The sequence below is a fragment of the Paenibacillus sp. UMB7766-LJ446 genome, from assembly GCF_030226665.1.
Lineage (GTDB): Bacteria > Bacillota > Bacilli > Paenibacillales > Paenibacillaceae > Paenibacillus > Paenibacillus vandeheii.
Genome location: NZ_JASOYM010000006.1, coordinates 253,246 through 266,170 on the forward strand (window position 1 = coordinate 253,246; position 12,925 = coordinate 266,170).

Sequence of the window (12,925 nt, forward strand, 5' to 3'; positions counted from 1 at the left end):
AAATGAATAGTTATACCGTATCAACAAGGAGTAACATGAACGAGGTGATATGTCATGAAGCAATATAACCTGGGAATCGAAGCGACACTCGAAATTATTGGCGGCAAATGCAATTACGCGAGCTTGAGAGGGATGGCCTTGTCAGAAGACATGTGTACCAACAGATGCCCCCTAAAGTCGAATACAGCCTTACAGAGTATGGAGTTACCGCCAATAAGATTATGGATGTAATGTGTACATGGGGGCGGGAAAATATAGCATTAAGGCAACAACAAGGAGAAGAAATTATACTGGTGGAAAATAAAGAGCCTGCTTTTTGAGCGGGTACCCATAGACTGACACTTTAAAAAGAAGGAGCAATTTAATTGAAAACCTATCTCGTATTTGGTGCTAGCAAAGGATTAGGAGATGCATTTGTGAGAGGGGTGCCCGATCAAGGCGATAAAGTATGGGTAGTGTCTCGAACCGAACCTGATAATTTGAAGCTTAACGATGGTGTAGAACGAATATGGATACAGGCAGATCTGTCTGATCTCAATGCAGCCACACTTGTAGTCGATAAACTCCAGAACGAGGCACTGGATGTTCTCATTTACAATGTAGGCATTTGGGAAAAAGAGGGGTTTGAGGACCACTATACGTTCGATAAGGACACCCCTGCCGACATCAGTAATCTGATTCATGTGAATATAACATCCGCTATTGTTTGCATTCAGGCATTATTGCCCCATCTCAGACAATCCACAGCTGGCAAAATAATTCTGATCGGCTCGACTGCAGGTCTAAGCAATGCAAACAGTAGCCAAGTTTCTTTTGTAGCCTCCAAATTTGCCATTCGAGGGGTTACGGAGGCCTTGAGAGAACATACAAGACACGACAGGATCGCGGTTACGTGTATTAACCCGGGGGAGCTTGCAGCGGAAGTTCCGTATAAAGATGGCATCGACCGCGCTCTTTCCGAATATAATGGTACACGCATCCCTCTTCAGGATATGGTTTCTATCGTAAAATGCATCGTCAGCCTGTCCAAAGCAGCCTGTGTAAAAGAGATCAATATTCCGGCAATCACGGATATAAACGCATAATCGAATCGAATTGCCAGCGCGATTATAAAAAAATATGGCAGCCAGAGAAAAATAAACACACAAAGAGCGCGTTTGAAACGTGCTCTTTGTGCTGGCAACAAGGTGTTGTGCGAATTTATACTGTTTAGGGATTGCCTCGGTTCACCTCATTTTTCAAACCTCGTTGCTATACTTTAGTCCTGTCCCTACTGGGCTAGAATCTTGATCAAAAACTGGGCTGGAGTTTGTTCTGATTAGCATAGACCCACTGTTATACTGCAAAGCGATATACATATTTTGAATAAAGGAGCTATCACAATGAGAACAAATCTTAGCACCAACCCTAACACAGGTCCAGACGAGGAAAAGGCTCAGATTCAATCGGCCAGGCGGGGGCTGTATGTATACTTCGCCATGCTCATCCCGCTCTCCATCCTCAGTTATGTACTGATCACGAAAGCACCGATTTTTGGCCTGCTGCTTATGTGGACACCGGGCTTGTCCTCCATCTTCGCCCGTATCGTCCTACGTGAAGGCATCTCAGACATTTCCCTGCGGATTGGGGGGAAGCAGACATTGAAATCGTTACCTTTCATTTTGCTGTTTCCAGTCGTCATTGGTTTGTTTGCTTATGCAATTGCCTGGATTACGGGACTGGTCCAGTACGTCACACCGGATTCGTTCATTCAAGGCCCATCTGGCGTTATCCTTGCAGGAACTATACTTTTTCAGATGTTTGTGGGTACTGCAATAGGTGTGATCAGCAGTTCAGGAGAAGAACTTGGCTGGAGGGGATATATGCTCACTCGACTAATCAACGCCCGTGTACCTAGACCCGTGCTGACGAGCGGAATTATTTGGGGTGTATGGCATCTTCCTGTAATGCTTTTAGGAATTTATTATTCCGGTCCATATCCAGCCTTATCGGTTGTCCTGTTTATGATTTCAGTAACCTCTTTCAGCTATATGATCAGCCGCCTGCGCTTAACAACGGGCAGCATATGGCCCGCGATTCTACTCCATGCATGTTGGAATGCCGTGATTCAGGATGCCTTCGATATATCTTCCAGTGGCAAGAACGTTCTGCTATGGACTGGAGAATCAGGAATATTAGTGGCTCTCGCCTTGCTCATTGCAGCATGGGTGATGTCGAGAAAGCCACTTGTCATGAGACAGCTTTAAACAAATGCTATTGTTATAGGTAATGTATAAAACTTTTTTGAGAAGACGATGTTGTTGTATTTCAGTCTAGTTAGCCACTGGGTATAGCCCAATGGCCCAATAACGTCTTTGAAACAGACGTGGGTGACGGAATTCAGAGCTAAGATGAAAACGGTTGCCTGGGGAAGAAAACCAAAGTCTAAAGATTGACCAAAAGCCCGCACAGCAGCGGGCTTTTTGGATTTCCCCCCTGGACCCAGTGATTTCCAGGCTAGATCAGCGGGGGGTGTTTTGAGATTAAAGGTTGACAAGTACATATGAGCTTTTGAGCTTTTGTGCTTTTGTGCTTTTTGGCTATATATATGTTTCATTACCCTGTTGAGCAGCTCATTACTGACATGTCACGTTGAGTCTGTCATATATTCCACCAGTGCCTGCAGTGAATAATCGGAGGTTGAGCACAGCAATATGCTTCCGGCCGCCTGCGGCAGTACGGCGTCATCATAGGGATTGCGCAGCACCAGATTCAGCAGTGGTTTAACCGCAGCCAAGCCCTCGGACAGTGCCAGCTGACCTGTGAACAGATGAGCATTAAGGGTGCCCTGGATAACGACATCCGCATCAGCAGCTTGCTGTACCAGGAATTCTATCTCCTCCGCATCCGGCTTCATCGCACAGTAGCGCGTCTCCACAGCCATGCCTTTCGCCTTTAACAAGGAGGCCAGCCTAATCTCGGCAGACCCACTATTATCGGCTCGGGTCAGCTGCTCCTGCTGCGGTAGAATCAGCAAATATTTCAGCGAATCCTTGAGTGGCAGCAAGCTGTCCGGGTCCCGGCTAACTTTTACAGTCATACGAGCCAGTTTCAGTGCCTCATCCGCCCACTGCTCTCTTACAATCGGCTGTGCAGCCGCCTGGTACTGCTGGAATTGGGCATAAAGCTGCCGGATACGAAGAACCGACTCGTCGATTTGCGCCTCGTTGATGCGCCCATCCCGTACAGCGGCTAGAATACCTGCGATCACCTGACTCTGAAATTCTGGCGTATGACACATCAGGATCATATCGTTCCCTGCCTGAACGGCCAGCACACCCACGTCTTCCGGACTGAAATTTTTGCGAATTGCCCCCATTTCGATATCATCAGTGCAGATCACCCCCGCGAAGCCCAACTTCTTACGCAGCAGTTCCGTGGCAAAGAAAGGACTTAGGGAGGCTGGAAGTCCACCGGATTCCGGAATGTTGGGAAACACCAGATGCCCCATCATAATTGAATCCGCCCCGGCTTCAATGGCTTCAACAAAGGGAAGTAGCGGCCCCTCCATTAACTGCTCAAACGTGAGTTCACATTCAGGCAAAACAATATGCGAGTCTCCGCTCACTTGCCCGTGGCCGGGAAAATGCTTTGCCGTTACCGCCACACCTGCTTCATGCATTCCCTCTATATAGGCTCGGCCGAACCGAGCTACCAACTGCGGGTCCTCTCCGAAGGAGCGAACACCAACAACCGGATTGTCTATATTCGTGTTCACATCCAGCACCGGTGCCCAGTTCATGGGAATGCCCAGGGAGTGCAGCTCACTGCCGATGAGTTTACCGAGCAGCCGGGCGGCTTCCGGGTCTTCACTTAACCCAACTGCCCGGTTGCCAGGGATATAGGGAAAAAAGGACTTAAATTTGGACAAAGTGCCGCCCTCTTCATCTACCGAAACATAATAAGGCAAAGGGCTGCCGTTATCTTGGGCTATGTTCTTTACTTCTTCAAGCAGCGCATATGTCTGCTGCTCACTCTCAATATTATGAGGAAAGATGCCGATGCCCCCGAATCGGTGCTCTGTCATTCTGCCACGAAAATCCGGCTCGGCCCGAGTCGATGGAGTGCCTACTACGCACATCATGGCTACTTTGTCTTCCAGACTCATTGCTGTTAGTTCGAATGGTGTCGGAATTTTATTTAGACCTAGTTCTTGATAGAGTGTGCGCTCCAGATAATCATGCAGATAGAACCTGGATTTCACAAAATGCTCCGCCATATCAGAGGGCTGGTAACGCTCCAGCGCAGCCTTCATCCGAGGGAGGACACCATCACGGCCGCGGCGGTTTCTCGTATAATTGTTATGGAGCGAGCGCCACTCCGCATCGTCGCCGGGATAGAGCTCCCAGCGGTAGGCATATTTGTGAATGGCCCGCGAACGATCTGTTGCCACCTCAAAATCATGCATGATCGCAATCAGTTCCGCTTCTTCCTTATGCAGTCGCACTTCGTCCATCAGCTTCCAGATCACATCGTAATAATCCTCCACCCTGTAATTGCCGAGAAGATTGTGTCCGGTAACAGGATCAATGCCATGAAACCGTTCCAGAAAACGGTCGATGAAGGTAGCCGCATCCGCTTTGCGATTCCAGGCCAAATCCGCATGCAGCAGCATCGGGTACCAGGTGGTTTCAAAAATACCATACGGAACACCGAGGCTGAAAGGCCCAGTCCAGTTGGTCGCAACCACGCAGCCAAGATTCAGCTTGTCGGCCGTCTCTGCCCACTGTAGCAAGTTGTCTGTCCGGTTCAGCAGTACCGGATAATTCTGATGCTCAGCCCAGTCAAAGCTGCGGACTGCCGGCGCTCCCATAACTTCAATGCCGAACGACCTGAATTTATCCGCATGCGAACTAACCTCCGCTTCGATATTGCGCCCGTTGTAGATCCAGATCATGGCGATACTTCGCTGATCCAGCTTAGCCAATTCCTCTGGCGGACATTTATCCAGCATGTCATGCCAGAAAATCGGCTGTTTCCCCCGTTCTGACGTAAATGCAATCAGACGGTTCAAAAAGGCGATAAACGCGCGTTCCCGCACGCCTCCAAACTCGATTTTGCAGCGTTCGCATTCGCATAGGCTGTAGACCTCATCACAGCCGAGGTGGATATAACGTGAGTCCGGATGGGCATCAATCATCTCCCCGAGCAGCGTAGTAATCAACGCAAAGGTTTCCGGATGCGACGGGCAGATCTCCCCGATGGACTGCTCTGTCTCGCGAAGATGCCGCCAACCTTCGTGACGCAATACATATTCCAGATGTCCAAAGCTCTGCTGGAGCGGAATAATCTCTATAAAATGCTCATGGGCGTTCCGCTTTAATTCTTCCAGCTGTGAAAGACTTAACGCATGCCGGGGATGTGTGAACTCGGGATAGGTCCTGAATGGAAATTTATCCTCGTATTCAATTAAAATTGCATTCGTCTTATAACGGGCGAATTCAGCCAAATACCCCGTCAGCAGTTCCGGCTTCGAGAACGTCTGACGCAGGTCGAAATTCATGGCCCGCAAAGGTGTATCCGGCCAGTCGGTTATGCACACCGCCGGGATGACACCATCCGGTCCGCGCAGCTGAACCAATGTCTGTAATCCGTAAAACAGACCCGCAGCATCCAGTGCGTAAACCTCAGCCCTTCCGGTCGATACCTCCAGCTTATATCCTTGTGGATGATGTAGATCCAGCCCGGACGGGTCTGTCTCGTCTTTTCCGATGAATGAACTAACATCAGAGATGATTAGGCCTTTCGGTTGTGCTCCCATAGCTTCAGGAGCTTCATGAACTGTTTGAGCTTCTTGGACTTCTTGGACTTCATGAATTGCATAGGCTTCTTGAACCCCATGGACTTCTTGCTGCGTTTCCTGTCCTGAAAGACCTTCGATTACTAGCAAATAACCCTTTTTTACCCTGGAGCATGTATATCCCATCCCCGGAAAAGCCCGGCGGCAATGAATTTCCAATCTGGGATCATCCTGCTCCATGAAAAGGCTCAGCCTTTCCTCACCATTCAGACGTAAGGGACCTCCCTCGGTCGCTGCAATCTGCTTCGGTTGTGGTATTAAGCTCTGCATCGCTCTCCCCCTATTCTCGGCTCTGTGCACTGATTCGGCCATTCTTCCAGCACTGCAAAACACTCAACTTTCCATCGTCCATATTGAAGCTAACGATATCTGCAGGAGCTCCGATCGCAAGTCCTGAGGCCTGTTCAAGCCCAAGCAGCCGGGCAGGATGCACCGATGCACAATCCCAAGCATCGGGAAGCCCGGACAGCCCCGCATCAACAAGATACCCCACCTGATCCGGCAGCATCATCGCCGAGCCAGCCAACAGCTCAGGCTGGCCAGCAAGGTGCAGCCGACCTTCCGCCGTCAATACCACATCTCCACCGATATGCAGGTGGTAGGAACCTGGCGGCATACCACTCAGCGAGACAGCATCGCTGACCAGAATGGCACGGTTTCGTTTCATCCGTAGAATTACGACCAGCACGGACAGTGGAAGATGGTGACCATCCGCTATCATGCAGCCATACAGCTCATCGGCCGCCAGTTGTTCCCACAAATAGTTAGGATGACGGGGAAGCATCAGATGCGCGCCGTTGCCAAGATGTGTAGACATCACTGCTCCTGCGGAGACCGCTTCCCTGATCTGCTCTGGCGTTGCTGCCGTATGTCCAATGGAGACCAGAATACCGGATTCCCTGCACTGGGAAATAAATGAAGCGGCACCAGGCCACTCCGGGGAAAGGGTAATGATGCGAATCAACCCATCGGCGGCATCCTGCCAACGGCTCAGCGCCTCCCAATCAGGCGGAACAATATGCTGCCTTGGGTGGGCGCCGCGTGGGCCATCCTCCGGCGAGAGGAATGGACCTTCCAGATGAATGCCCACAATTCCCTCGGCCGCATCCCGGTTAAGACGAACGGCTTTTGCAATGGTGGAAGCCGCCTCAACCAGCTGTACTGAACTGTTTGTAATCAACGTCGGGCAATAGCTTGTTACACCTTGGCTTTGCAGCTTCCGGGTCAGCTGCAATACCGTATCTGGACATAGCGGGGCCGTGTTCAGATCCAGCCCCCATCCGCCGTTCACCTGTAAATCCACAAGTCCAGGCGCAAGCCAGGGCAGGCAATCTACGGAAGGCGATATTTCAATTTCAGTAACAACAGTGATACGTCCATCTCTGACTTTCACCTCAATGGGCATCCCCGTTCTGTAATGCTTCCCGATCATTTTCATATTCACAGGCCATAGGCTTCCCGGTCTGTGAACATCGTGATTCCGGGATGTGTACGCAGGATGGTAGCGGGACATGCCGTGCTAATCGGATCATGTAAAGCTGCTGCAAGCGCATTCCGCTTGGAAGCCCCTGGCACAATCACAAACAGCTCCCTTCCAGCCATTAACGCCGGAACAGTCATGGTCAACGCCTCTGCAGGCACATCTTCCAGTCGAGTAAAGCACCCATCGTTCACCTGCTGACGGCGGCAGGCTTCCTCCAGCTCCACTGCTTTGACGACTCTCGGATCTTCAAAATCGGCAACTGGCGGATCATTGAAGGCGATGTGCCCATTTTCTCCAATCCCTAGGCATACGATATCAATAGGAGCTTCACGCAACAGGTCTCCATATCTCAGACACTCCTGCTCCACATCGTGTAGCCCATCCAACAGCTCCACACGCCCAGGCTGCACCCGACTGAACAGCCGATCCGTTAAATATCGTCCGAATCGCTGTGGAGCCGTATCCTCCAGACCCATATACTCATCCATATGAAAGGCACAGATCCGCGACCAATCGATGCCTTGCTCTCGTACCAGACCCTCATACAATTCGTTTTGCGAAGGGGCCGCAGCGAAAACCATGCGAACCTGGCGCTCTGTATCCTGAAGCAGATGTCTTAATCTTGCCCCAACCGTAGCGGCAGCCGCTGCCCCCATCTGATCCCGATCAGCATAAACCTGTACTGACATGTGGTCAACGATATGAGTCTTGAGCGGTTCCACCAATTCATCCGCATTCATGTGCTTCCTCCTCCTTCTAGCCTGCTTGATCAATTGCCAGCATTCAGCATCAGCAGCGTTGTATGCGGCGAATCATGACCCGCTGCATAATAATAGCCGTTGTAACGGATTCTGCGCGGCTCAAAACCAACCTGCCTGCCCGTTACCACCGCTTCTGAGCCAAGCGTCACACTTCCATTCACTCCCGTTGTCCCGCTGCTGTAACGTCCCGCCGCATAAGTAAATCTCCCCTCCACTGTCGCCCCCGTCAGTACCGCGCCTGTATCATAATCTCTGACCTTCAGAGTGACGGATACTCCTGATCCGCTATAAACCAGATTCATATCTGTGACAATTATAGGCTTCAATGGGGTACTATTGGTGATTGCCGACACTTCATCGGTGAGTGGCCCGATATTTCCGCTCAGATCGCGGGCCGCAATACGGTAATAATATGTCGTATCCGGCAGCAGTCCTTTGTCCTGGTAATTCAGGGCGCGGGCGAATCCGACGATATCCGCAGCAACAGGCGTGAAACCCTGCACGGTGCTTCGGTAGATCACGTATCGCTCCACTTCCATGTTATCTGAAGCCATTCCATAATTCAGATGTACAGTCTGATAATCAGTGGCCTGAATAGACGGAACCCCTGGAAGGGCTGAAGGGGCTTCCTGGTCATCCGGTGCTGTCCACACTACACCGCCTGGTCCCCAATAAGAAGGAAGTGCCCGGTAGGAGTCATAGTGATGGACAGCAATACCGCCGAAGCTGCTGCTCTGCCCGTAAGCTGCATACACCTTATCCAGCTCTGCTTCCATGTGGATGCGGCCCTCCTCCCAGAAGGTAATGGTCTCCGGGTCGCCGCTATTGGCAATATCCAGCGTTTCCACACCAATGACCACGGAATGCGGCTTGCCAATATGATCCGCATAGGCCAGTTCTCCAGCAGCCCCGGCAATAATGCCAGCGGAGCCATCCGCCGTATCCCGGTAATCCATAATGGAGATATAGTCGGAGATATCCTGAACATGCTCGGAGAGCCATTTGCTGGAGCCCTTCCACACAATATTTGCCGCCTGGTCCGATGTGTCATACCACTTGGGTACCGCAGGGCCGAATGGAAGACGAATGCCTGCGGTATCCCGGCGTCCAATCATCTTTTGCAGGCCATCCAAGTATTCCTTCTGCAGGAAATGGCTTGGATCTTTAAAGTCGGGAGAGATATACGGCTCAATATCCACATTGATCCCGTCAAATTTCTCCGTATTCCCTGCTGCAAGATTGTAATTGATCACCTGCTCCATTTCCTGCACGGCATGATGGTGATATTTCTCGTAAGCGCCCATATAGGCCGGTGTAGTTCCACCTGCAATTAGCGCGTGCACCTGTAAATTTTTGCTGTGCGCCCAGCTCACAAAAGAACGCAGTTCCACTTCCTGCGCTTCCAGCGCATCGTATCCCGCATAACCGCCCACTGCGAGATAGAGTGTCTGGACTGGCGTTTGACCGAATGTTTGCGTATCGGTGATGAATGACTCCAGCACCTGGCGAGATCCAGGGTTCAGCAGCAGCTTGTAACTCTCCGGTTCCCAGATCCACATGGCGCGCTCCTGTACAGGTAGGGGAACGGCTGTCTCATGCGTCCCGATTCCAACCTGGGCGTACACCGTTGGACTATAACCATAACGCTCCGGCGTACTGGCCGCTCTAGCCTCCAAGCTGACCGTTCGATCGCCAAGTCCCACCGTGTCCCAGGTATATACATACGCAGAGCCTTGCTGAACAGCCTCTTCCCATGGTCCACGGTTCACCCGAACCTCTACCAGCATGATTGGAAGTGGAGCACTGGTCTCGACAGAGATTTCAACCTGACCGCTAAGAGCCACACCCTCAGATGGTCCGGTAATGGTTACAACGGGAACAGCACCTGCCGGGTTATTAACGGTAAGAATGGCTGGCTGGCCCCACACCCCGTAACGAGTGGACGTATCCAGTCCACGGACCACCAGTTCCACCGTACCGTTATAGCCTGAGGTATCCAGCATATAAGACCAGGTACCGCTGTCATCCCCATCCGGATCATTTAGTACCACTTCGAATTGGGCCGTTCCGTCCACAAATAACCGAATGTCATACAAATCGGTATAACTGCCCCCAATTTCCACCAGCCCTCCATCCGACACATATCCGCCCGCAGGCGCGTCCAGTGAAATTGAACCCGCCGCTTCTGCCTTTCCAGGAACAGCTATTCCAATCGTCACCAACCAGATCAACAGAAACAATCCCAGTCTGAATCCGGAGTACACACGCAGATGCTGCTTTTTCATAAGCGAAGCCTCCCTTTGCCATTCTGTAATGGTCTAGGATTCCTGTGCCGTACATTCGCTCATTTCGCGCTCAGCTGTACATTCTGAACACGATCATACGCTTCCTTATAGGTGTTCAGAAGCTTATCTACGCCAAGATTGTTGATTTCCTCCACATACTTCTCCCAATCCGCCAGACTCCGGGAGCCGGTGACAAATTTGGCAAAGCTCTCGTCCCGGTGCTTCTTGATTGCCTGACCCGTAATGGATATGACCTCATTTTCTACTTCCGTAAAAGCAGGTCTTGGCTGCATGGCGGGTGGATCATATTTGACCACTTCTTCATAAGCATGTTTTAGATCGTCCGAGAACAGCGACAAATGGGCGTTAAAATCAATCCAGGTATAGGTTCCGCTGGTCTGAAGCCCTGTCTGTTTGCGCATCTCAATGACATCGTTATACTCCGGCTTGAACTTGATCGTATCGCCTTCTTTTATAAAGGTCTCGCCCTCTACACCCCAGCTGCTGAGCGTACGCCCTTCCTCGGAATAGAAAAAGTCCATATACTTCATCACATCATCAATATTCTTGGAGGTGGAAGCCACCGTCAGTCCGCCTTCCATATAATGAAAATACGGATTCAGCTGTTTGCCGCCCGAAATGCCTGCCGGAGGGGCCATAAATTGCATATTGAACTCCGGATTCTCCGGCTGCATAGCATTATTAAAAAAATCAATCCGGCTGATATAATCAATGGTCACGAACGATTTTCCAGTAGAGACCATGTCCTGCCACTGCTTGGTTTGCAGGGATAAGAAGTCGGGTGGAACCAACCCTTCATCGTAAAAACTTTTCCACATCCCCACCATGGCCTTGTAATTATCTTCTGTCGGTCCATAGCGCCATTCCTTCTGATCAAAATCATAGTAGGCACCTTCACCGGTTCCGTAGTTCACCGTCATATTCGCATTCATCTCATCCGGGATCTGGCCGTAGCGGATCGAGAGCGGGTAACTGTCCGGGTATTTCTCCTTCAACGTCTTCAGGGCCGCATGCAGCTCTTCATAGGTTGTCGGAACCTGAATACCTTCCTTGTCAAAAACATCTTTCCGGTACATCCAGATCATACGATTCGTCTCGCCGAAGCCCTGGTTGGGGAACATATACATTTTGCCGTCAGCGGACAGGGCAGCCTTCGCCTCTTCAGGATATTCCTTCATCCATGCTTTCAGATTCGGCATACTGTCCATATGCTCCTTCAGATCCACCAGTGCGCCCTGCTGACCGAACTTGTTCGAATCCTTGCGATTGGGCATATACATCAGATCAGGCAGCGTTTTGGAGGCAATCGCCAGGTTCCAGGCTCTCATCCAGCTTGCCGGAAGGTGTCTGCACTTCCAGCGTTGCGCCAGTCTTTTCTTTTAACCAGCTCCAAACGGGCCAACTCTTGGAATAAGGGAACGTGGCATTATTGTCCAGCAGCGCCGTGAAGGTCTTTTCCGCCCCAGTGGAGTTATCGGTGATTCCGGTACTGTTCCCCTTGGTATTCGTTTGAGGATCAGCACCATTGCCGCCACTGCACCCTGCCACCATCGTTACTGCGATCAGCAGGGGAAGTATTACCGATTTCCATTTGCCCATAAGCTTCTCTCCCTAAATGTGAATTTGCGATGCATTCCTTGTTCGCCTATAGACTTTAGCCTTTGACCGCACCTACCATGGCTCCCTTGACGAAATACTTCTGTACAAACGGATAAATGACCAGAATAGGCAGCGTTGAGACCATGATGGTCGCATATTTGAGGGATTCCTCCACCACCAGGTTATCTCCTCCAATGGACGTTACGTCACCTGAACTTGCACTTCCAGCCAGCACCAGATTACGCAGCAGCACCTGGAGCGGAAACAGATCGGGAGACCTTAGATAGAGCAGTGGAAAGATAAAGTTATTCCACATGCCCACGGCATAGAAAAGGGCAATCGTGGCAAAGGATGCCTTGGACAGCGGCACAATAATACGGATGAAGATGCCGATATCGTTCAGGCCATCCATCCGGCCCGATTCCTCCAGCTCTTTGGGGATGCCCGAGAAGAACGTGCGCATCAAAATCAGGTTCCAGGTGCTGACTGCCCCCGGGAGAACCATGCCCCATACGGTGTCCACCAGATTCAGGGAACGGACCACCAGGAAGGTCGGAATCATCCCGCCGCTGAAGAACATCGTAATGACAATCAGGACGGTGAAGCTATTGCGTAGTGCCATGTCTTTTCTGGACAATGCGTAGGCTCCAGTCGAGGTAACCACCAGTGAGATTAGTGTACCAAGCACGGTGTAAATGATTGTATTGCGGTAAGCCGTCCAGATTTGCGGATCGCCCAGCACCAGTTTGTACATGCTCAGATTGAAGCCCTTGGGCCAGAAGGAAATATTGTTTTGCATGACATTCACATTGCTGCTGAGGGAAACCGCCAGCATATGAAGGAACGGATAGAGTGTGACCACCACAACAAATAGCAGAATCAGGGATGCCACAACGTTAAACCAGGAAAATCGGAGTGATTTCACGCCACACCTCTT

10 protein-coding genes and 1 pseudogene are annotated in these 12,925 nt (G+C 50.9%); 3 read left to right on the forward strand and 8 right to left on the reverse strand.

All coding sequences use genetic code 11. The features are described 5' to 3' along the window. Positions 1–54: 54 nt before the first annotated feature. The 3 genes and pseudogenes from QP794_RS17255 to QP794_RS17265 all read left to right on the forward strand — a co-directional run bounded on the left by QP794_RS17255 (position 55) and on the right by QP794_RS17265 (position 2,246). Positions 55–320 (forward strand): annotated as a pseudogene (locus QP794_RS17255) (winged helix-turn-helix transcriptional regulator). A gap of 45 nt (positions 321–365) precedes the next feature. After that, on the forward strand, positions 366–1,085 hold the full coding sequence (locus QP794_RS17260) for an SDR family NAD(P)-dependent oxidoreductase (protein WP_285078209.1): 720 nt from the start codon (positions 366–368) through the stop codon (positions 1,083–1,085). A 297-nt stretch (positions 1,086–1,382) separates the two neighbouring features. Further along, positions 1,383–2,246 (forward strand): type II CAAX endopeptidase family protein, encoded by an 864-nt coding sequence (locus tag QP794_RS17265; RefSeq protein WP_285078210.1) that lies wholly within the window; start codon positions 1,383–1,385, stop codon positions 2,244–2,246. Here QP794_RS17265 and QP794_RS17270 read toward each other — a convergent pair. Genes QP794_RS17270 through QP794_RS17305 form a run of 8 tightly spaced genes read right to left on the reverse strand, consistent with a single transcriptional unit; the run spans position 2,243 to position 12,913 of the window. Continuing rightward, a complete protein-coding gene (locus QP794_RS17270; RefSeq protein ID WP_285078211.1) occupies positions 2,243–2,596 on the reverse strand; it encodes a hypothetical protein in 354 nt (117 codons plus the stop codon). The genes QP794_RS17265 and QP794_RS17270 overlap by 4 nt on opposite strands. Positions 2,597–2,626: 30 nt before the next feature. Beyond that, positions 2,627–6,109, reverse strand: coding sequence for a beta-N-acetylhexosaminidase (gene nagZ, locus QP794_RS17275; protein ID WP_285078212.1), 3,483 nt, complete (start codon positions 6,107–6,109; stop codon positions 2,627–2,629). A 10-nt stretch (positions 6,110–6,119) separates the two neighbouring features. Beyond that, a complete protein-coding gene (locus QP794_RS17280) occupies positions 6,120–7,277 on the reverse strand; it encodes an N-acetylglucosamine-6-phosphate deacetylase (protein WP_285078317.1) in 1,158 nt (385 codons plus the stop codon). A 2-nt stretch (positions 7,278–7,279) separates the two neighbouring features. Further along, the gene (locus QP794_RS17285) at positions 7,280–8,062 is read right to left on the reverse strand and encodes a glucosamine-6-phosphate deaminase (RefSeq protein ID WP_285078213.1); all 783 of its coding nucleotides are present in this window, start codon (positions 8,060–8,062) and stop codon (positions 7,280–7,282) included. A 29-nt stretch (positions 8,063–8,091) separates the two neighbouring features. Beyond that, positions 8,092–10,368 carry an Ig-like domain-containing protein gene (locus QP794_RS17290; RefSeq protein ID WP_285078214.1) on the reverse strand — a complete coding sequence of 759 codons (2,277 nt, stop codon included), beginning with the start codon at positions 10,366–10,368 and terminating at the stop codon, positions 8,092–8,094. Positions 10,369–10,427: 59 nt separating this feature from the next. Then, positions 10,428–11,717: an extracellular solute-binding protein gene (locus tag QP794_RS17295; RefSeq protein WP_285078215.1), complete on the reverse strand. Its 1,290-nt coding sequence runs from the start codon at positions 11,715–11,717 to the stop codon at positions 10,428–10,430. Beyond that, entirely contained in the window at positions 11,674–11,988 is a 315-nt protein-coding gene (locus QP794_RS17300) for a hypothetical protein (RefSeq protein WP_285078216.1), read from the reverse strand. The genes QP794_RS17295 and QP794_RS17300 overlap by 44 nt, the downstream gene beginning before the upstream one ends. A gap of 55 nt (positions 11,989–12,043) precedes the next feature. Further along, positions 12,044–12,913, reverse strand: coding sequence for a carbohydrate ABC transporter permease (locus QP794_RS17305; protein ID WP_024628582.1), 870 nt, complete (start codon positions 12,911–12,913; stop codon positions 12,044–12,046). Positions 12,914–12,925 lie beyond the last annotated feature (12 nt).

What these genes read in the sequence shown, in the direction of transcription:
- QP794_RS17270 (WP_285078211.1), bottom strand. Translation starts at nt 2,596, where the DNA reads ATGAAACATATATATAGCCAAAAAGCACAAAAGCACAAAAGCTCAAAA.
- QP794_RS17295 (WP_285078215.1), bottom strand. Translation starts at nt 11,717, where the DNA reads ATGAGAGCCTGGAACCTGGCGATTGCCTCCAAAACGCTGCCTGATCTG.
- QP794_RS17290 (WP_285078214.1), bottom strand. Translation starts at nt 10,368, where the DNA reads ATGAAAAAGCAGCATCTGCGTGTGTACTCCGGATTCAGACTGGGATTG.
- QP794_RS17280 (WP_285078317.1), bottom strand. Translation starts at nt 7,277, where the DNA reads ATGAAAATGATCGGGAAGCATTACAGAACGGGGATGCCCATTGAGGTG.
- nagZ (WP_285078212.1), bottom strand. Translation starts at nt 6,109, where the DNA reads ATGCAGAGCTTAATACCACAACCGAAGCAGATTGCAGCGACCGAGGGA.
- QP794_RS17265 (WP_285078210.1), top strand. Translation starts at nt 1,383, where the DNA reads ATGAGAACAAATCTTAGCACCAACCCTAACACAGGTCCAGACGAGGAA.
- QP794_RS17300 (WP_285078216.1), bottom strand. Translation starts at nt 11,988, where the DNA reads ATGGGCAAATGGAAATCGGTAATACTTCCCCTGCTGATCGCAGTAACG.
- QP794_RS17285 (WP_285078213.1), bottom strand. Translation starts at nt 8,062, where the DNA reads ATGAATGCGGATGAATTGGTGGAACCGCTCAAGACTCATATCGTTGAC.